We start from the raw sequence: 23,627 nt of genomic DNA on the forward strand, positions 1-23,627 counted from the left end.
AATTTATTCTCCCCAAAACATGCTTTATTTAGAATTATTCTAACAATTCTGGGATAAATTGTACCTTTGTATCTCTAAAAAATCGCAGTATAATTATGGCAGAAAAAAAACTACCGTTTTCAAAAGAACAAATAGAAAAAATTATTGAGACGCACCCCACACCATTTCATATTTACGATGAAAAAGCAATTCGGGAAAATGCGCGTAATTTTCTAAATGCATTTTCATGGAATGAAGGATTTAAGGAATATTTTGCCATAAAAGCTGCTCCAAATCCTTATCTGATGAAAATTTTACGTGAAGAAGGATTTGGTATTGATTGCAGTTCAATTGCCGAATTGGAACTTGCTAAACGGGTTGGTATGCGCGGCGAGGAAATTATTCTCACTTCAAATGACACACCGGCCTATGAATTTCAACTGGCAAGTGATCTGGGAGCGATTATTAATCTCGACGATATTTCCCACATTGCTTTTCTTGAAAAACATGTTGGATTGCCTGATACAATCAGCATGCGATACAATCCCGGCGACTTAAAACAAGGGAACCTGATTATTGGCCACCCAGAGGATGCCAAATACGGTTTTACGCATGAACAAATCATCGAAGGATATAAAATTCTGAAATCAAAAGCAGTAAAACATTTTGGTATCCACACCATGGTTGCATCCAACGAACTAGACCCTGATTATTTTATTGAAACTGCTGAAATTCTTTTCAAACTGATTATTGAAGTTTCGGAAAAAACAGGTGTTAAAATTGAATTTGCCAATTTAGGTGGTGGCATCGGAATACCCTACAAACCAGAACAAAAACCGGTAAATCTGGAATATGTAAGTGCCGGAATTCAGAAATTATATCAAAAAATGATTGTTGGAAACGGATTGGCACCGCTAAAACTTCTTTTTGAATCGGGTCGTGCAATTACAGGGCCTTACGGATATTTGGTAACCAAAGTCCGCCACATTAAAAAAACCTATAAACAATTTGCCGGCATGGACGCCTGTATGGTAAACCTGATGCGTCCGGCTATGTACGGGGCTTACCACCACATTACTGTTTTAGGGAAAGAAAACGAAGCGCTTACTGAAAAATATGATGTCACTGGTTCATTGTGTGAAAATAACGACAAATTTGCTATCGACAGAATGTTGCCCAAAGTTGAAACTGACGATATTATGGTAATTCACGATGCAGGTGCTCACGGACACGCAATGGGATTTAATTACAACGGAAAATTAAAATCAGCTGAACTATTGTTGCGTGAAAACGGAGAAATTGTTCCGATTAGAAGAGCCGAAACAGTGGAAGATTATTTTGCTACGCTTGATTTTGACGGATTAAAAGATTTTTCAGTATAAAGTATTTTACAAAATATTTAACTTGGGCCGGGAACTAATTTCCGGCCTTTTTCGTATTGTAAATACAAATATTTAAAAAATGAAAATCGGTTTTGATGCAAAACGCGCCTTTTTAAACTCATCGGGTTTAGGAAATTACAGTCGTAATACTTTAAACGCGCTACATCAGTATTATCCCGACAATCATTATATACTGTTCACTCCTGAAATTAAAAAAAAGCTTTTTCATCATTACGAAAAATTTGATGTTATTTCTCCCGACAGTCCTACTTCAAAAATTTTTAAATCGCTGTGGCGAAGCTTTTCGGTTAGCGGTTATTTAAATAAACGAGAGCTCGATGTTTTTCATGGTTTAAGCAATGAGCTTCCCGCCGGTATTCATAAAACAAGTGTGCCATCGGTAGTAACTATCCATGACCTTATTTTTTTGCGGTTCCCCGAATTTTATAAACCTATCGACCGAAATATTTATTACCGGAAAGTAAAATATGCCTGTGCTGCGTCTACAAAAATCCATGCCATCAGCAAACAAACCAAAGCAGACATAGTAAACTATTTCCATATAGATCCCGAAAAAATTGAAGTCGTTTATCAGTCTGTCTCACCAAAGTTTTTTAAAATTCAAAACACAGGAGAGCTGCTAAAAAAATATGAGCTCCCCGAAAAATTTATTCTTTCAGTGGGAACAATTGAGCACCGGAAAAATCAATTGGCAATATTGAAAGCCATTCGTTCATCCGAAATAAAAACGACCGTTGTTTTTGTTGGAACACCTACCATTTACAGTGCTGAACTTTTAAAATTCATTTCGGAGAATAAACTGGAAAATCAGGTAAAATTTTTGAGTAATATCCCAAAAAAAGATTTGGCAGGTTTGTATCAAATGGCAACCTTATCCATTTATATTTCCTTTTTCGAAGGGTTTGGATTACCTGTGATTGAATCAATGGCCAGCGGATGCCCGGTTATCACATCGAATGTATCCTGTTTGCCGGAAACAGCAGGTGATGCGGCGATTTTATGCGATCCCAAAAATATTGAAGAGATTGGTGCCGCTTTAACAAAATTGATAGAAAACAAAAAAGAACGGGAAAAATATATTGCCAAAGGTCATGAATGGGCTAAACATTTTCATCCTGCCTGTTTTTCAGAAAAAATGATTTCTTTGTACTCCCAAGTTTTATCGTAAAAATGATGCACAACGACTTAAAAAAAGCATTGGAAGTTTTAAAAAGCGGAGGTATAATTTTGTATCCTACCGATACCATTTGGGGCATTGGCTGCGATGCTACAAACCCGGAAGCAGTAACTCGAATCTACAACATAAAAAAAAGAGAAGACTCAAAAAGCATGTTGGTTTTGATGGAAAATCCTGCGCTACTCGACCGTTATGTTGACGATGTTCCGGAAATTGCGTGGGATTTGGTTGAAATTACAACTACTCCTTTAACCGTTATTTATCCAAATGCAAAAAATCTCGCTTCAAATTTAATTGCAGAAGACGGAAGCATCGGGATTCGTTTTACAAAGGAGAAATTTACTTCGCAACTTTTGCAACGGTTCCGACGACCTTTAGTTTCTACATCGGCAAATATAAGTGGTAAAAAATCGCCGGCATTTTTTGATGAGATTTCTGAAGAAATTAAAGAGCAGGTCGATTACATTGTCGAATACCGGCAGGACGATACCACTCCGTCACAACCCTCAAGTATTATCAAACTTGGCCCGGGAGGAAGAATTGATATTATCAGAAAATAAAAAGAGCCACCATACAAAGGCAGCCCTTTCGTTCCCTTTCATAGATAAATCAAAGAAATTACTCTGTAATTTCCTGACCGTATTTTGTTGCAAATTTTTTGTACAATTTTTTGTGCTTGTTGTCCAAATCTATATTCCGGCCATTAATAAATGCCAGGGTAACTTTGTTGGTTCTCATATCGAGTAAATCGCCATCGGAAACCACAACATGAGCATCTTTCCCCACTTCCAATGTCCCTGCACGATCTTCAATCCCAAGTATTTTGGCCGGATTCAAAGTAACCGTTTGCAGGGCCTCTTCTTTTGTTAATCCGTAAGCTACACCTGTTCCTGCAACAAACGGCAAATTTGCACTGTTACTTGTATTATCGTAAGTTAAGGCAGCTAAAATACCAGCCTCTTTAAACCTGGCCGCCATTTCGTAAGGAGCTTTCGTGTAAGAATCTTTTCGTTTGGGTAAACGGTGAATTTGAGCGACAATCACCGAAATTTCATTTTCTTTCAAAAAATCTTTTACCATCAGGGCATCCTCATCGGCTCCTGCCAAAACAATTTTTCTCACACCCATTTTTTTTGCAAAACTGATGCTTTCAATAATTGTCTTTACATAGTCGGCCTGAATATACAGAATGGTTGAACCGTCAAAAATCCCCTGCATAGCTGTCAGTTTCGAATTGGCAGGTGTACCTTTGTATACTTTTGCATCACTAAAAATCTTCTCCAGCTTTTTAACTTCATCAGCATATGATTTATTTTCCTGCAAAGTCCGGTTACTTCCGTAGCCTCTTCTGGAATAATATGAAGGCCAGTTGAGCCACATTCCTTCATCGGTTTTGTATAAAGCATCTTCATAATTCCAGGCATCAAGGTTCATTACAGACGATAATCCACAAATCATTCCTCCCTGAGGAATCACCTGTGCCAAAAGAACGCCATTTGAACGGGTCACCGGAATTATTTCAGAATCGGTGTTATACGCCACACAGGAGCGGACACTGGGATTTAATTCTCCTGTTTCGTTATTATCCAATGTTGCACGAACTCCTCCGATTTCGGCTAATCCCAACTGCGATTGCATAATAATTAAACCCGGATAAACCTCTTTCCCGGCAACATCTATTTTTTCATAACCGGAAAACTGATTCCCCAATTTATCAGCTTTTCCAACAAAAGCTATTTTCCCATTATTAAATGCAATGGCTGAATTTTTGATTACGTCACCCGTTCCGATATGTGCAGTTGCTCCAATCAGAACAATTCCGTGATCCTGCTCCGAAGCCGGTGACGGAACCTGGGCAAAAGTTGAATAACCAAAACCCAGTAATAAAAATGCGTATACTATTTTTTTTAATGTCGTTTTCATTTTTTTGTTTTTTTGGGCTTATTCATCAATGGTATAATCTGTAATATCCTCATCGTCGTATATAAACTGATCGTTTACACGCATCGGCGGACGACTTCCTCCCAGCCCCTTTTTACCTCCACCTCCTTCGGCAAGAATTTTATTGATTATCCGTGAACGCTCTTCCTGAATGGAATTGTACATCTCTTTGTCTTTTTCCTTGTCATAATATACTGTGCCGTCAACAAATGTTTTTGAGGGCATTGCGTAAACCGAAAGCGGATGATCAGTCCAAAGCACCAAATCAGCATCCTTACCAACCTTAATACTCCCCATTCTGTCATCAAGATGAAGGATTTTAGCCGGATTTAAAGTAACCAGTTTTAATGCTTCAATTTCAGAAAGCCCACCGTATTTTACAATTTTCCCTGCTTCCTGATTCAGGCGTCTTCCCATTTCCGCATCGTCGGAGTTTATACAAACCAAAACACCTTCATTCGATTGTATTGCTGCGTTATAAGCAATGGCATCAATTACTTCATACTTATAATTCCACCAGTCAGAAAAAACACTACCCGCAGCCCCGGCTTCCGCCATTTTATCAGCTACTTTATATCCCTCCGTATTATGAATTAAAGTGTGTGGTCTTATGTCAAATTCCTGTGCCAGCTTCATAATCATGTTCGTCTCGCTCTGAACATAAGTATGACAAACCATAAACGATTTTTCGTTAAACTCGTCAACAATAGCATCCAGCTGGAGGTCTTTTCTTGGCGCCGGAGTTTTTAGCTTTTCAGCTTCAGAAAGCGCATCATAGGCTTCCCATTTTTGCTGATATTCTTTTGCCCTTGCATATACATCGCGAATGGATTGCTCTACTCCCATACGGGTTAGCGGGAAACGCTGGCTGGTAGGCATTCTCGACTGTTTTACGTTCTCGCCCAGCGCATGTTTTAAGAATCCTACCTGGTTTTTCACCAACATTTCTTCAGGATTACCGCCCCAACGAAGTTTTATTAACACGGATTGGCCCCCAATTGGGTTTGCAGAACCATGTAATAAATGTGAACAGGTGACTCCGCCAGCCAACTGACGGTAAATTGTTGCATCTTCAGGATTTAAAACATCTCGCATCCGCACTTCTGAAGTAATTGCGTGTGAACCTTCGTTAGTCCCATTCAATGCCATGTGTGAATGTTCATCTATTATCCCCGGAGTGATGTGCATCCCGGTTCCGTCAATCTCCCAAACATTTCCTGCATTGATATTTTTTCCAACCTGCGCAATTTTTCCATTTTCTACCAGGACATCTGCATTCTCAATAATTCCCTCATTTTCCAAAGTCCACACTGTAGCATTTTTAATGACAAAATCTTTGTACTGTGGTTTCATCTCACTTCCGTAGGCTACAAACGGATATATTACTTTCCCGGATTCAGTTAATTTTTCATCTTTCTTTTTGCCGGCTTTGTCTTTCCCGGCCTTTTCCAAAGTCATTTCCCATGTAACGGTTTTTCCTTCGGGAAGAACACCTGTTCCTTCTATTGCTTCATCTTCCATCCAACCAGAAAGGCGAACCCACTTTTTATCTTTCGGAAAAGAAAGAGAAATTAAATTTTCTGAGACCAACATTTTCCCTGATTCGGTTTTATCTTTCCCGGTTTTTACCTTTAAAGAATATGAACCGGGTTTTCCTTCTATTACAAGGTCAAAATGCTCGTTGTTACTTAAAGCCAAATCGTATTCCCCTTTCAAGTCCGGTAACCTACTGTCGGTAATTACATATTTCCTGCCCTGTACCCAGTTTTCATAAACAATACACTCCGGATCAAATATTTCTGAAGAAGTAATCAGAAAATTGGCGAGTTTCCCTTTTTCCAGCGACCCCAACATATTATCGCAACCAATCAGTTTGGCCGGGGTTTCTGTTAAAGCTTTTAATGCATGTTCTTTTGATAAGCCACACTTTATCGCTTTCAGCAAGTTCGTTCTAAACTGTTTTTTATCTTTTAATCCTTCGGTTGTAAAAGAAAATTCTACTTCTTTGCCCGCCAATCTTCCCGGATTATAGGGTGCCAGTTCCCAATGTTTTAAGTCTTCAAGAGGTACCAGAATTGCTTTATAAGGATCATCAACATCAGGTGCTTCAGGAAAATTCAGAGGCAAAATCAGCGGTGCACCGGTTGAAACTACTTCGTCAAGCAACTGGTATTCATCACCATTCCCTTTCATTATAAAAGGAATATTGAACTCATCTCCTAACCTGGCTGCATCCAGCAAGTTAATTTTATCTCTCACCTGGAAAACAGAAGGTAAACTTTTGTTTTCGGTTACTGTTTCCAAAGAAGCGTCGAAAACGCTTTTATCACTATTTGAATCGTACCATTCGGCATCGTAGAAAGTTTGGCGAATTAAAGCAAAAGCTCCCATCAAGGAACTTGGATAATTCATCTGTGAGCTCCCTTTATCAAAAGAGTAACCACAAGCAGCTTTCCCACTTAAAACCACTTGTTCTTCGTCTTCGTCGGTTAACGCTACCAAAGCCGAAACTCCCCTCATAATACCGTCATTCTTCTGAGTAACAACAGCCCCAAAACCTGCTTTCCGGAAATCTTCTGCATCTTTCGCATTTACGTGAAATGCTTCAATTGCACTCTGATAAGGTTTAATGGCATCGTTCCAGTAGAAAGGCCCGTCAATTTTGGAATCGAATACCTGCTGTCTTGAGAAATAAGACCGCGGAGCAGAAGTCCCGGAACTCTTTTTCTCAATTCCATACTCAGTAAAGAGATCGACAAACGAAGGATAAATATATTTTCCTTCCAAATCAAAAACCACCGCATTATCCGGTATAACAATGTTTTTACCCACTCCTGCGATTTTACCTTTTTTAATTACCAGAACCGCATCTTCTATTTCAGTTTGGTAATCGACTACTACGGTTGCATTTATAAAAGCATACACTTCCGGGCGCTCATCGCCAACTCCTAAAACAGGAGATAAATTTTGTGCATGCGTAAATGTAAAAAATGCAATCGTTACAATTAAACAGTACAGTTTTTTCATAATTTATTTAAGTAACTATTGTAAGATCGAAGCAACAGGGTTATAAAAAAATAAATATTGCAAACTACAACAGATAAATGCTATGCCTTAATTTTAGTTGATAGTCTCTTTTAAAACTCACGAAATGCCCCCTAATCTTCAAATCGTGAATTTGACACTAAAACTACTAAAAAATAGATAGACTAAAATCCAACACGGAGAAAAACAGGGAGAGCATTTGTAAAATTAAAAAAAAATTAAATCATACCCTCAACAAAAGCGGGTAGTAATATTCATACAAGCTGGAAAACCGGGACAAAAAAAACCACTACAGTGCTTGCAGTGGTTCACTTTATTTTAAGTTGTTTATTTACATCTTTTTCACTCTGCCGGAACCGGCAACAGATGAATCGATACTTGGACTGCCGTGATAATATACACTCCCGGAACCGGCAACTCTTGCTTTTAAAGAGCCGTTGGAAGTGACCGAACAATTTCCTGAACCGGCTATTCGCACAACAACATCTTCGGCTTCAAAGTCTTCGGCTTTTATATCGCCGGAGCCGGAAATAGAAACTGATAAATCGTCAGCAACTCCCCCACTTCCGATAACAATATCGCCTGAACCGGAAATTGAAGCTTTTACCCGTTCTGTATCCAATTCAGCCAAATTTATATCACCGCTGCCACTAACGGCCAAATCCAGGATACGTGTTTTAATTTCATCTTCAGCAATAATATCTCCCGAACCGGATACTGCAAGCGCGTCAATCTCCGGAACTGTTATATAAATTTCTATTTTACCCGGATTAAATGATTTGAACAAATAATTTTTGTTTTTAAACCGAATGGTAAGTCTTCTTCCATTTACCTCTGTAACAATTTCTTCCATTGTTGATGACTTGGCAACAATTTCAACACTTTGTGTTTTCCCTTGTTCCAGATACAATTTCCCGGGAACACGCAATGAGATTTCTGAAAAAGAAGACACATCACGCTCTTCGTCTTCAGCAAATAAGGGATTGATAAACAAAGTAGTTACAAAAAGAAAAGTGAGGATAAAGATTTTTGTTTTCATGTTTATTTTGTTTTTGAATATTATCAATACTTTTTTAATGACGTGCAAATAACACTAAAGTTGCACATTGAACAAAAAAAAGTGCAATTTTGACGCTGATTAAAAGAAACATGAAAAACGAACATATAATACCGGTACAAATCAGGTTTAACGATATTGATTTAATGGGGCACGTGTACAACGCCAAATACCAGGAATTTTTTGATTTGGCCCGCATTAAATATTTTGAGGAAGTGTTGGGTAATTTAATTAGCTGGACACACAAAGGATTGATTATTGCTTCGGTAAAAACCGATTATTTGCAGTCTACCTTCCTTGAAGATAAAATAGAGGTGGTTTCGCACGTGAGTTCACTTGGCGAAAAAAGCCTGGCAATGACGCAAAAGGTTTTCAAAAACGGGCAAACAGAGCCGGTTGCAATTGGGAAAACAATTATGGTTTGTTTTGATATGAAAAAAAGAATTTCGGAAGTTATTCCGCAGGAATGGAGAGAAAAGCTTATTGATTATGAGCCGGATTTAAATATCAATCAGTCCGTCAGGAAGCTTTAATACCAGCGCTTTTTTCTGCTCATCAACTGAAACCAGAAAATCTTCATTAAAAGGGACCAAAACCTCGCTTCCGTTATAATCAACATTCAAAACCAGGTTTCCTGAGAAATCGTCGACGCTTGTGATTTTGCCAATTTCTCCTATTTTTTCATCTTTCAAGATAAAATCAACAAACATCGAGATTGTCATTTCAGTCTCCTCCAAAACAATTTTATGATTAAAAAGCCAGACGGAAGCTCCAACCAGCCGACGGGCATAATTTTCGGTATCCACCCAATCGAATTTTATGATGGCCGACTTTGAAGATCGAAAACGAAAACCATTTTCAGCAATAAAAAAAGGAACTAAAAGCCCTTCCAGTTCAACAAAAAAACGATCGGTTTCTTCCAACGAAATCTCATATTCTGGTTCGTATTCCAAAACTAACTCTCCGTGAACGCCGTGCGTTTTCCGAAAAAAACCAATTTGTGTACAATCTGTCTTTGGTATCGTTTCCATACGGTAAAAATAGGGAAAATTTTATCGACTCATCTTTCTGATTACTCAATGTTTAATAATAAGATGCTGAACGATGTTCAGAATGAGAGAGACTTCGAGCCAAAAAAAACCACCAGTCTTCCGACCGGTGGTTCCCTATGTTCAGATGTTGTCTTTTTCAGATTCAGCACCCTATTCTTTTGGAGCTTCTTCATCTGTAGCTGTTGCTTCCGTTTCAGCAGCCTCGTCGGCAGCTTCTTCCGTAGCTTCTGCTTCCTCTTCGGCAACTTCAGCCTCTGTTTCAGCAGCTAATTCAGCATTTCTGGCAGCAATGGCAGCTGCTCTTTCTTCTTTGATTTTAGTTTCAGCTTCGAGTTGTTTTTGGGCAGCTGCATCGGCATCGCCGGCCAACCGGTCGACTTTAGCCTGAATTTTTGCTTCTTTTTCAGCCATCCATTTTTCCATACGTTTCTCAGCTTCCGCTTCATCAAAAGCTCCTTTTTTAACTCCACCCATCAGGTGTTTTTTGTAGAGTACACCTTTGTACGATAAAATTCCACGTACGGTGTCGGTAGGTTGTGCGCCTTTTACAAGCCAGTCGTAAGCTTTGTCAAAATCGAGATCTATCGTAGCAGGATTAGTGTTGGGATTATAAGAGCCAATCCTTTCAATATACCTGCCATCTCGTGGCGCCCTGCTATCTGCTACCACAATGTGGTAGTAAGCATAACGTTTGCGGCCGTGCCGCGCTAATCTCATTTTTACTGGCATAATTCTTAAATTATTTTTTTGAAAATGTGGCGCAAAGATAGTATAAAAATCTGTTTACGAAATTATTAACTGGCTTTTTTCATCAGATTATTGATTTGGAGACTTTTTAGTATTTCTAAATCTTATTTTTACCACCCGATTAGATGTACCGCTTCAAACAAAATTAAAACCACAAAGATTATATACAATATAAAAGCCACATCATTCCTTATTTTTCTGGAGAAATATAAAAACACAGGAACCGCCAAACCCAAAAAAGCAGCATTTTTTAAATCCTGCGACGTAATATTAAAAGTGCCTCGAAAAATCCATCCGAATATTTCGGGAATAAATAAAAACATCACAAAAGAAATCAAAAGGATCTCTATAAACTCAGCAAATTTTTTCATGTGATCTGTTTTACTAATTTTTCTATTTCACCCTACCCGGATTTTTTTTAATAAAATCGTTCCAGTTTTTGTATTCTTTTTTTTGCTGTGGCCTGTCCAATTGAATAAAATGACAAATGGCAACAGCAATGGCATCTGTAATGTCCATTTTGTCGGGCAGTTCTTTTAAATGATACACCTTTTGCAGAAAATAGGCCACCTGCTCTTTGGATGCGCGTCCCATTCCGGTAATGGATTGTTTTACCAGCAACGGCGCGTATTCATGAATCGGAATATTGTGCATTAGTGCAGCAACCATAATTACTCCCTGCGCACGCCCCAGTTTTAGCATTGCCTGAATGTCTTTCCCGTAAAAAGGCGCTTCAATGGCCATCACATCCGGCTTTAGCGCTACCATCAGTTTTAACGCTTCTTCATGTAACACCTTTATCCGCTCATAGTGAACCATCCCTTTTTTTGGTGTTATTTTTCCCATGTCCAGGATCTCCGGTTTTTTGTTGCGTATTTCAACCAAACCATAACCGGTGATATTGGTTCCGGGGTCTATTCCTAATATTTTTATCGGTTCTGAAATCATGAAAATTTTTGATTTGTTTTGTCGAGTTGCTGCACAAAAATGCCCGCAACAATAAAAACCAAGCCAATAAAAGTAGTGATGTAAATGATTTCCTTCAAAATAAAGTGAATAAAAATAAGTGAAATGAAGGGTGCCAAAAAAACCAGGTTTCCAATTTTTGCATTGCTGGTGGTAAGGTTCATAGCCTTTAACCACAACACATAGGTGATTCCTACTTCAAAAATTCCGGAGTAAACTGCCGCCCAAAAACTTGGGTTGAGTTCCATCTCAAAATCAGAGAAAAGTACCACGGCAACGGTAAGATACAATAAACCGAAAAAATAGTTTAAAAAAAGCTTGACCACTTCATCGCGTTTATCGCGAACATTTAAGATCCAGTAGATAGCCCAAAGCACAGAAGTAATCAGAGCCAGAATTACACCCGTAACATTAACCTGTTTGAACCCTTCAATACCGCCCTGCGACGAAATAAAAACTACTCCGGTAAAACTTATAAAAAGTGCAGCAAAACTTACCCACCCGATTTTCTGTTTTAAAAAGGGAACCGAAAGCAGCGCCAAAACAATGGGCCAAACCATATTTATGGGTTGCGCAATTTGTGCCGGCAAAAGGGAATAAGCTTTAAATAAAACCAAATAATAAATCAATGGATTTAATGCACCCATACCCATGGACGTTAGCCACTTTTTCCGTGATTGTTTAAAAATGAGATTTAATTTCCCCTGAACGACAATAAAAACGAAAAGAAACAATACAGACACTGCAGAAATATAAAAAACAAGCTGGATAAAATCGTATCCGCGTAAGGCCAGTTTAAAAGATGTGGCAACCGTTGACCAAAAAAATACGGACAAGCCGGCAAATAAATAGGCTTTCTCAATTGATTTCATTCGGATTGACTGGTTGCATAAATAAATCTTCTTCCGTGGGTTTTTGATCTATTTCTTCATCCGGATATATTTCCCGTAACTCTCTGTAAATTGTTCTCGATTCATCAACAAACACACTTCCGGGATAATCAAACAACATTTTTTTATAAAAATCGCGGGCTTTTTCTTTTTCTTCCAAATGGTAATTAAACAGTCCTGCAAGCTCAAAAAGAGCATCATCGGCCAGAATATCATAGCTGAAGTCTGTTACTATTTGTTCGAGGTACGCAGCAGCTTTCTCATACTCCTGCCTTTCAATTTCAATTTTTGCTTTCCGGAATAAAATGTCGTCGACCAAAGAATTGTAGGGATAAACTTCCTGTAAGCCATTCAAAATAGCCATTGCTTCTTCAGGCTTGTTTTGAAAAAAAAGCAAATCTGCTTTTGCAAACATGGTTAGCGGAACAGCAGTAGTATCCATATTCAAATTATTGCCAATTAACAACGAAAGATCAAGGGCATCGTTTGCAGTTAATTTCGAAGTACTGGCCTTTAACACATCCAACTGCGCTTTGGCCCAGCTAAAATTTCCCATATAATAGGCCAATTTTGCTTTCTTTAATTTCACTTCATCACCCAAAGTATTCATTTTGTTTGCGTCAATAACCTGAGAGTAAACCAGTGTTGCTTCCCACTGATCGCCGGAATACACATAAATATCCGCCATTTCAGTTTTTAACAATCCTGAATGTTCCGGTTTTAATTTGGGTATTTCCAAACCTTTTTGCAAAACACCAATTGCCTTTTCTGAGTCATTCAAATAAAAAGCCAAAAGATGGGCATACTCCTGAATCATATTTAACGATGCTACGTCGTAACCCAAATAATTCAACACACTATCGTATTGACTGGCAATTTCTTTCCCTTTTCCAGGATCTTCTTTTGAACCGTTTATAAACTGAAGATAATTTACGTGAACCTGTTGAGAAAATGCCTGGTTATAATAAGGATTTTCTTTCCCTTTTGCGAGCAGATATTCATATGCTTTTTGAGCGTCGCCGTAACTTTTGTTATTTAAAGCCAATTGCCCCAACTGTGCAATTTGCGGATCTTCTTTTCCTGTTCTTTTGTCCAACGCGATTGATTGTCGTAAAGCGCTTGAAAATTTTTTTTCCTGAAGAAAAAACCAAATCAGCAGGCGGTTATAACCTATAACATTGGGATCTGCCTGAATTCTTTTCAAAACCTGACCCCGAAACTGGTTTCGCAACCCGTCATCAATATCGAGCCGCATTGCCGAAGAAAGGCTACTTTGAACTCTTGCCAGCTGTTTTTCATCCTGACGTAAAAGATTGAGGTATTCTTCGAGCATATTGTCGTAATTCCGCTGGTAGAGATAGGCTCTTGCCAGTTCGTAATTAAACTGTTCCCCCGGAATTTCCTGTCGCCCCTTTAAATAGGTTTCAACTGTATAATCATATTTTCCCCACTGCAAAAAGGTGTTTGCTGTAACCAAATAACTTCCTTTATTTGGAGGAATTGACCGAATAGCATCCTGGTATTTAATAGTTGCTTCCTCAGATCTCCCCTGCTCATCGAGAACATAACCCAGGTAAACAACAAGTTCAGGACTGGGATTTTTACGCTTTTTTATCTCGCTGGTAAGACTTTCCTCTGCTTCGGAAAACCGATCGAGTTGAACCAGACTATTAATGTAAAGTCTGAAATAATAATTATTCGAAGACTTTTTATATATCGAAAGCAACAAAGGAATTGCCTTTTCATAATCTCTCGAATTATAATATGTGATGGCAAGTTGCGCATCGGTTTTTTCCTGCTGCTGAAGTTGTTGTCCGAACACGTCCTGTAAAGCAAAAATGAATATAAATAATATAGTTATGTACCTCATAATCTTTCAAAATGGTCGCTACAAAAATAACACTTAAAACCATAAACGGTTCTTTCTGTTACTTTTTACAATATACAGTTACTTTTTAAACAGATTACTTTACTTTTACAAAAAATATTTTGATATGGCACACGAGTTGAAAGACAGGCAGCGACTGCCGAAGTGGATGAAGATGAAAATGCCAAAGGGAGAAAGCTACTCGAAAGTCAAAAATCTTGTTGAACAGCACGGACTTCACACCATTTGCACAAGCGGAAACTGCCCCAATATTGGAGACTGTTGGAGCCGTGGAACAGCTACATTTATGATTTTGGGGGATATTTGTACGCGCCGGTGTAAATTTTGCGCTGTTAAAAGCGGCCGTCCACTGGCTCCCGATTTAAAAGAGCCCGGGAAGCTGGCAGAATCGGTTCGGATTATGGGCGTAAAACATTGTGTAATTACTTCTGTTGACAGGGATGATTTAGATGATCAGGGAGCTGAAATTTGGGCCCGCACCATTCGCGAAGTTAAACGTGTAAACCCGGACACTAAAATCGAAGTTTTGATTCCTGATTTCAGGGGAAAGGAAGATTTGATTCAACAGGTTATTGAAGCAGGCCCGGAAGTGATCTCGCACAATCTGGAAACGGTAGAACGCTTGACACCTTTTATTCGGTTTGCGTCAAAATACCGCCGCAGCCTCGATGTGGTAAAATATGTTGCAAAAAACTATAAAATTGCCAAATCAGGAATCATGCTCGGATTGGGAGAAACCCATGAAGAAATCCTGCAAACGATGGACGACTTGTTGGAAGCAGGCTGCAAAGTAATGACTATCGGGCAGTATCTGGCACCAACTTCAAAACATATGCCGGTGGTTGAATATATTACTCCCGAGCAGTTTTACGAATACGCCAAAATAGGCAGGCAAAAAGGGTTTAAATTTGTAGAAAGCTCTCCGCTGGTAAGAAGTTCATACCGGGCGGAAGAACATGTAAATGCATAAAAAGCACAGAGTATAAAGCAATTAGCATAAAGTAATAAGTGACAAATTTTAATTACAACGATTTAGGCTTAAAAGACTACAAAGAATGTTGGGATTACCAGGAGGGAATACTGGCTGATGTGGTTGCAGAAAAAAGGGTAACCGGCAAACCAACATCAAAAAACCAGTTTATTTTGGTTGAACACCCACATGTTTACACCTTGGGAAAAAGTGGCGATGAAACAAATTTGCTGGCCAATGCCGATTTCCTGAAAAAAATTAAAGCCACTTATTATAAAATCAACCGTGGTGGTGACATTACCTACCACGGCCCCGGACAAATTGTGGGCTACCCCATCATCGATTTGGAACACTACAAAATTGGTGTGCGCGAGTACATCGAAAAAATGGAAGATGCCATCATCGCCGCCATTGCCGAATATGGTCTGGAAGGAGGCAGGAAAGAAGGTGCCACTGGTGTTTGGCTCGACTTTAACCATAAAGTACGTTCCCGAAAAATCTGTGCTATTGGCGTGCGCGTAAGCCGCTACGTCACCATGCATGGTTTTGCTCTAAATGTAAACACCGATATGCGTTACTTTACTTACATCAACCCCTGTGGACTAACTTTTGGTGTTACTTCCATCCAACAGGAACTGGGAAGAAAAATTGATTTGGAAGAGGTAAAATCAATTCTGAAAGAAAAGTTTAATTCTATCTATTAAATCTCTCATCCGGCATTTCAAATTCCCTCCAATAATTTTTTTAAAAGAACTACTTCACATAAAGCAGCGCCAAATTTGATGGTAAGTTCAATTTCTCTTTCTTCAGCTTGAGAAAAATGTGCACCTCCACTTCAATTTCACATTAAAGTTTTGTATTTTTTTAATAAGTTAATTTTATCTTTGGAATTATTTTTAAATATTAATCGAATTCTTACACTGTTCAAATAATTTAAATAAATATCACCAAAATGAGCAAAATAAATCAAACATCAAGAAGACGGTTTTTGAAAAGTGCATTGGTTGCAGGAGCCGGTTTTACCGTTGTTCCGCGCCATGTTCTGGGAGGCAATGGTTTTATTCCACCTTCCGATCAGCTCACAAAAGCCATTATCGGAGTTGGAGGGATGGGACGCGGCCACATCCCCTACGAGGGAACCCGCGTTGTTGCTATTTGCGATGTTGACACTGAACATTTGGCACTGGCACAAAGTAAAATTGATTACGACGTAAAAAAATTTCACGATTTCAGGGAAGTTTGCCATTTACCGGAAGTTGATATTGTGCACATTGCCACGCCTCCCCACTGGCACGGGCTAATGGCTGTTGAAGCAGCAAAAGCCGGAAAAGATATTTGGTGTGAAAAACCAATGACCCGAACCATCGGAGAAGGTAAAAAAGTGGTGGAAGCCGTAAATGCTCATGGAAGAATGTTTCGACTAAACACCTGGTTTCGTTTTAAAGATACTTTTTACGGACTGGGAACAGATGTAAAACCACTTAAAAAAATTATTGACAGCGGAATTCTGGGATGGCCGTTAAAAGTTACCGTGAGCGGAATTACCGGCTACGACTGGAAATTTTACTGGAGCGGGGAACACAATTTAAAACCTATGCCGGTACCGGAAAACCTCGATTACGATTTTTGGCTGGGGCCTGCTCCATATAAACCTTACAACCCAAACCGTGTGCACGCGAAATTTCGCGGGTACTGGGATTACGATGGCGGCGGATTAGGTGATATGGGGCAGCATTATCTCGACCCGGTTCAATATTTGCTGGGAAAAGACGATACCAGCCCGGTAAAAATTGAAGTGGATGCCCCACAACAACACTACGATGCAGTAGGCTCATGGAGGAGAATTACCTATACTTATGCCGATGGTTGCCAAATAATATTGGATGGTGAAAACCGGGATAAAGATGCGGCATATATTGAAGGACCAAACGGAAAAATTTTCAGGGGATTTAAATCAGACATTCCTAATCTTCACAAATTCCTGGAAACACTTCCTGATCCCGAGCCACAAATTTCCATTTTCTCGGAATCGGTAAAAACACGCAAAAAATTTGCATTAAATGAAACCAATGGGTTCCGTTCAGCAACAATGGTAAATCTGGGAATTATTGCAGTGCGACTTGGAAGAACACTTCATTTTGATCCTGAACAACTTGAGTTTATCGATGACGAGGGGGCAAACAAAATGATCAATCAACCCATGCGTGCTCCATGGACAATTTAAAGAACGAAAGATTAACTATTAAGGATTAAAACGATGAAAAAAAATATTTCCAAATTATTTACCATTCTCCTGCTAACGGTGGCTTTTTTAAATTCCTTTGCACAAGATCACCGGACTCTTGATACAAAAGTCGCCGATATCCTGGCACAAATGCCAACAAAAGATCTGGTTCACCGCGACCGTGTTATCGCCGAAATGGTTGAACTGGGACCGGAGGGATTTCAAAAATTTTCAGAATTACTTGTTCCACTTGGTACCGGCGACGATACTGCCGTTCGTTTTGCGATTAACAGTTTGGCAAGATACTCAAGTGCCTTTGGGAAGGAAGAAGAAAAAACTTTTACAGAGACCCAACTTTTAAAAGCTTTGGATGCCCACCACAACATTGAAGTAAAAACGTTTATACTCAATCAGTTGATTTTAGTTGCCGGCGATAAAACCGTTGATGCCATCAAAAAATACCTGGCAGAAAAAGATTTGACCGAGCCAACAACCCAAACACTTACCGGAATTGGTTCAGAAAAAGCAGCGTGGGCATTGTTTGAAGCACTCCCCAAAGTTCAGGAAGATGCCACAAGAGCTACACTGGTAAGAGCGCTTGGAGTTCTGGAATACAATCAGGCTGCTGATGCAATTGCACATTTTGCAGAAACCGAAAATCAGAAATTAAAAAAAGCTGCGTTGGCAGCACTTGCCAACATCGGTTCTCCTGCCTCATATAAAACATTGTACAACGCCGCAAAAAATGTTGACTTTACGTATGAAGCAACCAACGCAACTGAGGCTTTTTTAAATTATACTGAAAAACTGGGAGAAAAAAACCAGGTAGAGCTTTGTAAAAAAGCCTGCAAAGTAATTTTCAAAACCAACCAAAGCGCGGAAAAATTGCACAATTATTCAAAAGCTCTGGCAATCTATTCTAAATATTTTGGAGCAGATGCTTTGCCGCTTTTACTGGAAGCAGTGGATAACAACGACAAAGCTTTCCGTTATTCCGCTTTAAATTTGGCGGAAAAAACCGATGATATTGCCAGTACACGCGCCTGGATTGAAAAAGCTAAAAATTCTCAGGAAGAGATAAAAGCAGAAATTATTGATATGTTGGGCAGAAAAGGAAACAAATTTGCTCTCGATTTTATCAAAGAAAGCCTGAATTCTTCATCACAAAAAGTAAGAGAAGAATCAATTACAGCGACGGTTAAATTACAGGAAACAAAAGCAATTCCGGTATTGATTGCCCATTTGGCAGCGGGACAAGATATTTCGGCTACAAACAATGCGCTGCTTCAATTGCTTGATCAGAATCATCTGGTGCCGGTTGCAGCGCAAATACCCAAAACTTCGGGCGAAACAAAAGCTGCATTTATTGATTTGATTGCTGCAAAATCAGGTTCTGAATATTTCAGTGAGATTTATGCTCTTACCAACTCTTCAGATCAGGTGGTAAGAAATTCCGCTTTCAACGCTCTAAAAAGAATTTCAAACTCAGAAAACCTGGATCAGCTGATTATGCTTTTGCTTTCATCGATAAATGACGATGAAGTTGGTGAAGTACAGGCTGCTGTTATAACTGCTGCACAAGGCATTGAAGAGGAAAAAAGTGAAAAGGGTAAAGTTCTGGGAGCCTTAAAATCAACCGACGACAAAGAAAGAATTATTGCCATCCTGCCAGAAATTGGCGGCCCTGTTGCGCTTGAAACTGTTGCCGGATTTTTTAATAACTCAAACGGAAAAACAAAAGAAGCTGCGTTTGAAGCATTAACCAACTGGAAAGAATATGATGCTTCAAAAACACTTTATGAAATTTGCCAAACAAACAGTTCTTTCCGCGAAAAAGCTTTTGCAAGCTTTATTCGCCAGGTGCGTTCCGCGAGTATTCCTGATGATCAAAAATTGCTTCAATACCGCAAAGTAATGCCGTTTGCAAAGTCAACACAGGAAAAAACAACGGTTATCAGCTCAATTGGAAATCTTAAAACTTTCCTTGCGTTGGTTTATCTCGAACAATTTCTTGACAAAAGTGAGTTGCAGCAAACAGCCGCACGCTCTGTTATGAAAATTGCACTTCCGGGCTCGGAAGAAAAAGGCTTTTCGGGAGAATTTGTAAAAAACCTTTTGGATAGGGTAACATCTGTTCTGTCAGGTGAAGAAAGTGATTACGATAAAATCAACATTCGGAATTACCTTGAAGATATGCCAAAAGAAAAAGGATTTGTCTCCATGTTTAACGGCAAAAACCTTGAGGGTTGGCAGGGAATGCTTTTGAACGGAAATCCCATTAAAATTGCTGAACTAAGTGAAAAAGAACGCGTCAAAGCTCAGGAAGAAGCCAATAAAAAAATGTTTGAGAACTGGAGTGTCCGGGATGGTCAGATTATTTTTAACGGGCATGGAGCAAACCTTGTTTCAGCAAAAAATTACAAAGACTTTGAGATGATTGTTGACTGGAAAATTACCAAAGAGGGCGACAGCGGCATTTATCTGAGAGGAACACCACAAGTACAAATCTGGGATACATCGCGTGTTGAAGTGGGTGCCCAGGTTGGTTCAGGCGGACTCTACAACAACAATGCCGACAATATTCGAAACCCGCTAAAAGTAGCCGACAATCCTATTGACGAGTGGAACACATTCCGCATTACAATGATCGGTGAGAATGTAACGGTTTATCTAAATGGCGAGCTGATTGTTGACAACGTTCGAATGGACAATTACTGGGATCGCAGTATTCCGATTTTTGAAAGCGGCACAATTGAATTACAGGCCCATGGAAACGAACTGGCTTTCCGCGATATTTATGTTCGCGAAATCAACACCGATCACATCGGGTTAAGCGATAACGAAATTGCTGACGGATTTACTTCACTTTTTAACGGAAAAAATCTGAATGGCTGGCAAGGCAATAAAACTGACTACTATGCTGAAAATGGTGAGTTAATTGTAAACCCAAAACGTGGCGGACATGGAAATCTTTTTACAGAAAAAGAATACAGTGATTTTATTTTCCGTTTTGATTTTCAATTAACACCCGGAGCAAATAACGGGCTCGGAATCCGGGCTCCTCTGGAAGGCGATGCTGCTTATGTGGGAATGGAATTGCAAATTCTGGATAACACGGCAGCGATTTATGCCAACCTGCACGAGTATCAGTACCATGGTTCTGTTTATGGTGTTATCCCGGCAAAGCGAGGATTTCAGAATCCGGTAGGAGAATGGAATTCTGAAGAAGTAATTGTTCAGGGTTCAAAAGTGAAAGTAATTTTGAATGGCGAAACCATTCTGGACGGCGACATCAAAGAAGCCAGCAAAAACGGAACTTTAGATGGCAAAAAACATCCGGGGCTGAAACGTGAAAAAGGCTACATTGGATTTTTGGGGCACGGCTCTGAATTAAAATTCAAAAATATACGGATAAAAGATTTGAATGAGTAAACTTTTGAAGTAACTCAATCGATTCAGTAATAATAGTTTGATTAACTAAAGCAGGGTTTCATTTTGAAGCTCTGCTTTTTTTATTCTCCGGGGAACTACATCAGAAGAATCTTCAGGATTACACTGTGTCCTTCCAAATTTTGCAATAAAAAAAACCGCTTAAAAAAAAGCGGTTCTTCATAATATCTATCTAAATTCTTAAATACTGTCAATTGCGTTCAAATCGTCAAAAGCAACTTTTAAGCGTTCAATCATTGCTTCTTCCGCTTTGCGAATCCAAACACGTGGATCATAAAATTTCTTATTCGGTTTGTCTTCTCCGTCCGGGTTACCAATTTGTCCCTGCAAATAACCGTGGTTAGCTGCTTCAAAATCACGAACACCTTTCCAGTAAGCCCACTGGGTATCGGTATCGATATTCATTTTTATAACACCATATGAAATTGCTTCCCGAATTTCTTCGTGAGTAGATCCGGAACCACCATGGAAAACAAAATTTACTGGTTTTTCTTCTGTTCCCAGTTTTTCCTGAATATATTTTTGGGAGTTATCCAAAATCTTCGGAGTCAGTTTTACGTTCCCTGGTTTATAAACTCCATGAACGTTTCCAAATGAAGCGGCAATCGTAAAGTTAGGACTCACCTTACTTAATTCTTCATAAGCATAACAAACCTCTTCGGGCTGAGTATATAGTTTTGAACTGTCAACACCCGTATTGTCCACACCGTCTTCTTCTCCACCGGTAATACCTAATTCAATTTCAAGGGTCATACCCATTTTACTCATTCTTTCGAGGTACTTTTTACTGATTTCAATATTTTCTTCCAGCGGTTCTTCCGAAAGGTCGAGCATATGTGAGCTGAATAATGGCTTTCCTGTTTCAGCAAAATGCTTTTCACTGGCATCAAGCAGGCCGTCGATCCAGGGTAATAATTTTTTTGCAGCGTGGTCGGTATGTAAAACAACATATACTCCATAGGCTTCTGCCAGGGTATGAATGTGTTTCGCACCGGCAACAGCACCCAAAACCGCTGCTTCCTGTCCTTCCATTTTTAACCCTTTCCCTGCATTAAATACAGCCCCTCCGTTTGAAAACTGAATCATTACCGGAGCGTTAACCTGTTTTGCAGCTTCCATAACGGCGTTAACAGAAGACGAACTTACAACATTCACTGCCGGAAGAGCAAACTGGTTTTCTTTAGCTACCTTGAAAATGAACTGTAAATCGGATCCGGTAACCACACCCGGTTTAACTGCATCAGCTATTTTTCCCATAGTTTCAAATATTTAATTTATTATTGATTACTTAAAAACAACACAAAATTACGATTTCGGTTTTTGGAGTGCAAAATTACGATGTTAACGAAGATTAAATTCTTCATTATTTAATATTACTGATTCACAATTCATTAATTCATTTTGAATTCTGAGAACCTTTATTCTTCTGTCATTTTTTTTGAACCAAAATATTAAAGTTAAATTTTCAGTCATATCCAATTAAGACAGAACACTTGATATAACTAATATAGAGTACACAAAATAAAAGTCAGATGTTCAGGAAGGTATGTTTTGGGCCCGGAAACTAACGGGGTATCTAATATTGAAAGCCAGCTTACTCAAAGGCTTCAGGCCAGTATTTAAAATTTTAATCAGACAGTAGTGTTAAATTTTATATTTCCCGGTTTTCAAATCGGAACGAATTATTGAATTTTAATTACTTTCACCCACCAAAAATTAAAAATCAAATCTAACTCAAATAAAAATGACAGTAAGTTATAAAGATTTAGGTCTGGTAAATAGTAAAGATTTATTTGCCAAAGCTGTTGCAGGGGGATACGCAATTCCTGCATACAATTTTAATAATTTGGAACAACTACAGGCCATTCTTCAGGCTTGTGTTGAAACAAAATCGCCGGTTATTCTGCAGGTTTCGTCAGGTGCCCGCAAATATGCCAATGCCACATTGTTACGTAATATGGCAAAAGGTGCTGTTGAGTACGTTAAAGAACTGGGTTATGAAATCCCGATTGTTCTTCATCTCGACCACGGCGATACTTTCGAACTTTGTAAAGATTGTATCGACAATGGATTTTCATCAGTTATGATTGATGGCTCGCATCATTCCTATGAAGAAAACGTGGCCTTGACCAAAAAAGTAGTTGAATATGCTCACGCACATGGTGTAACTGTTGAAGGAGAGCTGGGTGTTTTGGCAGGGGTTGAAGACGATGTAGTTGCTGAAAAATCAACTTATACCCGTCCGGAAGAAGTAGAAGACTTTGTTGCCAAAACAGGTGTTGATTCGCTGGCAATCTCAATCGGTACTTCCCATGGTGCAAATAAATTTACACCAGAGCAATGCACTAAAAACGAAGATGGAGTTTTAACTCCCCCAATGCTTCGTTTTGATATTTTGGAAGAAATTGAAAAACGTATTCCCGGTTTTCCGATTGTGCTTCACGGATCCTCTTCAGTTCCGCAAGACCAGGTAGCCACTATTAACCAGTTTGGCGGAGCTTTAAAAGATGCAGTGGGTATTCCGGAAGAGTGGTTGCGCAAGGCAGCAAAATCAGCTGTTTGTAAAATCAATATTGATTCTGACGGACGTTTGGCAATGACAGCTGCTATCCGTAAAGTTATGGCTGAAAAACCCGGTGAATTTGATCCTAGAAAATACCTGGGACCTGCCCGCGATTCATTAAAAGAATTGTATAAACACAAAAACGAGGATGTTTTAGGTTCAGCAGGGCAGGCTTAAAAAAACATAAAAAATTGAACAAATAGAAAGGATGACTAATTAAGCAGTCATCCTTTTTTGTTAAATATCACCTATATTTCCTATTCTTGATACCTTGC

The 23,627-nt window shown here is 39.1% G+C and carries 19 protein-coding genes; 9 read left to right on the top strand and 10 right to left on the bottom strand.

Annotated elements, in window-relative coordinates:
- Positions 1-95: 95 nt before the first annotated feature.
- The 3 genes from lysA to GM418_RS09555 all read left to right on the top strand — a co-directional run bounded on the left by lysA (position 96) and on the right by GM418_RS09555 (position 3,119).
- Entirely contained in the window at positions 96-1,361 is a 1,266-nt protein-coding gene (lysA, locus tag GM418_RS09545) for a diaminopimelate decarboxylase (protein WP_158865472.1), read from the top strand.
- Positions 1,362-1,440: 79 nt separating this feature from the next.
- Positions 1,441-2,550 carry a glycosyltransferase family 4 protein gene (locus tag GM418_RS09550; RefSeq protein ID WP_158865474.1) on the top strand — a complete coding sequence of 370 codons (1,110 nt, stop codon included), beginning with the start codon at positions 1,441-1,443 and terminating at the stop codon, positions 2,548-2,550.
- A gap of 2 nt (positions 2,551-2,552) precedes the next feature.
- On the top strand, positions 2,553-3,119 hold the full coding sequence (locus tag GM418_RS09555; protein WP_217447749.1) for an L-threonylcarbamoyladenylate synthase: 567 nt from the start codon (positions 2,553-2,555) through the stop codon (positions 3,117-3,119).
- A 58-nt stretch (positions 3,120-3,177) separates the two neighbouring features.
- On the opposite strand, the gene GM418_RS09560 is transcribed toward GM418_RS09555, so the two are convergent.
- From GM418_RS09560 to GM418_RS09570, 3 genes are all read right to left on the bottom strand, one after another.
- Positions 3,178-4,482 carry an amidohydrolase family protein gene (locus GM418_RS09560; RefSeq protein WP_158865475.1) on the bottom strand — a complete coding sequence of 435 codons (1,305 nt, stop codon included), beginning with the start codon at positions 4,480-4,482 and terminating at the stop codon, positions 3,178-3,180.
- A gap of 18 nt (positions 4,483-4,500) precedes the next feature.
- On the bottom strand, positions 4,501-7,527 hold the full coding sequence (locus GM418_RS09565) for an amidohydrolase family protein (RefSeq protein WP_217447750.1): 3,027 nt from the start codon (positions 7,525-7,527) through the stop codon (positions 4,501-4,503).
- 349 nt (positions 7,528-7,876) lie between these two features.
- Positions 7,877-8,584 (bottom strand): head GIN domain-containing protein, encoded by a 708-nt coding sequence (locus tag GM418_RS09570; RefSeq protein ID WP_158865477.1) that lies wholly within the window; start codon positions 8,582-8,584, stop codon positions 7,877-7,879.
- A gap of 110 nt (positions 8,585-8,694) precedes the next feature.
- Here GM418_RS09570 and GM418_RS09575 point away from each other — a divergent pair, with 110 nt between their 5' ends.
- Complete coding sequence (locus tag GM418_RS09575; protein WP_158865479.1) at positions 8,695-9,135, top strand: acyl-CoA thioesterase; 441 nt, start codon at positions 8,695-8,697, stop codon at positions 9,133-9,135.
- On the opposite strand, the gene GM418_RS09580 is transcribed toward GM418_RS09575, so the two are convergent.
- From GM418_RS09580 to GM418_RS09605, 6 genes are all read right to left on the bottom strand, one after another.
- On the bottom strand, positions 9,103-9,633 hold the full coding sequence (locus tag GM418_RS09580; RefSeq protein WP_158865481.1) for a ribosome maturation factor RimM: 531 nt from the start codon (positions 9,631-9,633) through the stop codon (positions 9,103-9,105). The genes GM418_RS09575 and GM418_RS09580 overlap by 33 nt on opposite strands.
- Positions 9,634-9,804: 171 nt before the next feature.
- Complete coding sequence (locus tag GM418_RS09585; RefSeq protein WP_158865483.1) at positions 9,805-10,383, bottom strand: 30S ribosomal protein S16; 579 nt, start codon at positions 10,381-10,383, stop codon at positions 9,805-9,807.
- Positions 10,384-10,511: 128 nt separating this feature from the next.
- Positions 10,512-10,772 (bottom strand): hypothetical protein, encoded by a 261-nt coding sequence (locus GM418_RS09590; protein ID WP_158865485.1) that lies wholly within the window; start codon positions 10,770-10,772, stop codon positions 10,512-10,514.
- Between the two features lie 22 nt (positions 10,773-10,794).
- Positions 10,795-11,349, bottom strand: a complete 555-nt coding sequence (gene ruvC, locus GM418_RS09595; protein ID WP_217447751.1) for a crossover junction endodeoxyribonuclease RuvC — start codon at positions 11,347-11,349, stop codon at positions 10,795-10,797.
- Complete coding sequence (locus GM418_RS09600) at positions 11,346-12,239, bottom strand: DMT family transporter (protein WP_158865487.1); 894 nt, start codon at positions 12,237-12,239, stop codon at positions 11,346-11,348. Before GM418_RS09600 ends, ruvC begins: the two co-directional genes overlap by 4 nt.
- A complete protein-coding gene (locus GM418_RS09605) occupies positions 12,226-14,127 on the bottom strand; it encodes a tetratricopeptide repeat protein (RefSeq protein WP_158865489.1) in 1,902 nt (633 codons plus the stop codon). The genes GM418_RS09600 and GM418_RS09605 overlap by 14 nt, the downstream gene beginning before the upstream one ends.
- Before the next feature lie 124 nt (positions 14,128-14,251).
- On the opposite strand from GM418_RS09605, the gene lipA reads away from it, so the two are divergent.
- From lipA to GM418_RS09625, 4 genes are all read left to right on the top strand, one after another.
- A complete protein-coding gene (gene lipA / locus GM418_RS09610) occupies positions 14,252-15,115 on the top strand; it encodes a lipoyl synthase (protein WP_158865491.1) in 864 nt (287 codons plus the stop codon).
- 38 nt (positions 15,116-15,153) lie between these two features.
- Positions 15,154-15,819 (top strand): lipoyl(octanoyl) transferase LipB, encoded by a 666-nt coding sequence (gene lipB / locus GM418_RS09615; protein ID WP_158865493.1) that lies wholly within the window; start codon positions 15,154-15,156, stop codon positions 15,817-15,819.
- Between the two features lie 248 nt (positions 15,820-16,067).
- Positions 16,068-17,339 carry a Gfo/Idh/MocA family oxidoreductase gene (locus GM418_RS09620; protein WP_158865495.1) on the top strand — a complete coding sequence of 424 codons (1,272 nt, stop codon included), beginning with the start codon at positions 16,068-16,070 and terminating at the stop codon, positions 17,337-17,339.
- Between the two features lie 33 nt (positions 17,340-17,372).
- The gene (locus GM418_RS09625) at positions 17,373-20,771 is read left to right on the top strand and encodes a DUF1080 domain-containing protein (RefSeq protein ID WP_158865497.1); all 3,399 of its coding nucleotides are present in this window, start codon (positions 17,373-17,375) and stop codon (positions 20,769-20,771) included.
- Between the two features lie 198 nt (positions 20,772-20,969).
- Here GM418_RS09625 and fbaA read toward each other — a convergent pair whose 3' ends face one another.
- Positions 20,970-22,046: a class II fructose-bisphosphate aldolase gene (gene fbaA / locus GM418_RS09630; protein WP_158865499.1), complete on the bottom strand. Its 1,077-nt coding sequence runs from the start codon at positions 22,044-22,046 to the stop codon at positions 20,970-20,972.
- A gap of 487 nt (positions 22,047-22,533) precedes the next feature.
- Between fbaA and GM418_RS09635 the strand changes: the two genes are divergently transcribed.
- On the top strand, positions 22,534-23,529 hold the full coding sequence (locus tag GM418_RS09635) for a class II fructose-bisphosphate aldolase (RefSeq protein WP_158865501.1): 996 nt from the start codon (positions 22,534-22,536) through the stop codon (positions 23,527-23,529).
- Positions 23,530-23,627 lie beyond the last annotated feature (98 nt).

The sequence above is a fragment of the Maribellus comscasis genome (genome assembly GCF_009762775.1).
Classification (GTDB): domain Bacteria; phylum Bacteroidota; class Bacteroidia; order Bacteroidales; family Prolixibacteraceae; genus Draconibacterium; species Draconibacterium comscasis.

What these genes read in the sequence shown, in the direction of transcription:
- lysA (WP_158865472.1), top strand. Translation starts at nt 96, where the DNA reads ATGGCAGAAAAAAAACTACCGTTTTCAAAAGAACAAATAGAAAAAATT.
- GM418_RS09550 (WP_158865474.1), top strand. Translation starts at nt 1,441, where the DNA reads ATGAAAATCGGTTTTGATGCAAAACGCGCCTTTTTAAACTCATCGGGT.
- GM418_RS09555 (WP_217447749.1), top strand. Translation starts at nt 2,553, where the DNA reads ATGATGCACAACGACTTAAAAAAAGCATTGGAAGTTTTAAAAAGCGGA.
- GM418_RS09560 (WP_158865475.1), bottom strand. Translation starts at nt 4,482, where the DNA reads ATGAAAACGACATTAAAAAAAATAGTATACGCATTTTTATTACTGGGT.
- GM418_RS09565 (WP_217447750.1), bottom strand. Translation starts at nt 7,527, where the DNA reads ATGAAAAAACTGTACTGTTTAATTGTAACGATTGCATTTTTTACATTT.
- GM418_RS09570 (WP_158865477.1), bottom strand. Translation starts at nt 8,584, where the DNA reads ATGAAAACAAAAATCTTTATCCTCACTTTTCTTTTTGTAACTACTTTG.
- GM418_RS09575 (WP_158865479.1), top strand. Translation starts at nt 8,695, where the DNA reads ATGAAAAACGAACATATAATACCGGTACAAATCAGGTTTAACGATATT.
- GM418_RS09580 (WP_158865481.1), bottom strand. Translation starts at nt 9,633, where the DNA reads ATGGAAACGATACCAAAGACAGATTGTACACAAATTGGTTTTTTTCGG.
- GM418_RS09585 (WP_158865483.1), bottom strand. Translation starts at nt 10,383, where the DNA reads ATGCCAGTAAAAATGAGATTAGCGCGGCACGGCCGCAAACGTTATGCT.
- GM418_RS09590 (WP_158865485.1), bottom strand. Translation starts at nt 10,772, where the DNA reads ATGAAAAAATTTGCTGAGTTTATAGAGATCCTTTTGATTTCTTTTGTG.
- ruvC (WP_217447751.1), bottom strand. Translation starts at nt 11,349, where the DNA reads ATGATTTCAGAACCGATAAAAATATTAGGAATAGACCCCGGAACCAAT.
- GM418_RS09600 (WP_158865487.1), bottom strand. Translation starts at nt 12,239, where the DNA reads ATGAAATCAATTGAGAAAGCCTATTTATTTGCCGGCTTGTCCGTATTT.
- GM418_RS09605 (WP_158865489.1), bottom strand. Translation starts at nt 14,127, where the DNA reads ATGAGGTACATAACTATATTATTTATATTCATTTTTGCTTTACAGGAC.
- lipA (WP_158865491.1), top strand. Translation starts at nt 14,252, where the DNA reads ATGGCACACGAGTTGAAAGACAGGCAGCGACTGCCGAAGTGGATGAAG.
- GM418_RS09620 (WP_158865495.1), top strand. Translation starts at nt 16,068, where the DNA reads ATGAGCAAAATAAATCAAACATCAAGAAGACGGTTTTTGAAAAGTGCA.
- GM418_RS09625 (WP_158865497.1), top strand. Translation starts at nt 17,373, where the DNA reads ATGAAAAAAAATATTTCCAAATTATTTACCATTCTCCTGCTAACGGTG.
- fbaA (WP_158865499.1), bottom strand. Translation starts at nt 22,046, where the DNA reads ATGGGAAAAATAGCTGATGCAGTTAAACCGGGTGTGGTTACCGGATCC.
- GM418_RS09635 (WP_158865501.1), top strand. Translation starts at nt 22,534, where the DNA reads ATGACAGTAAGTTATAAAGATTTAGGTCTGGTAAATAGTAAAGATTTA.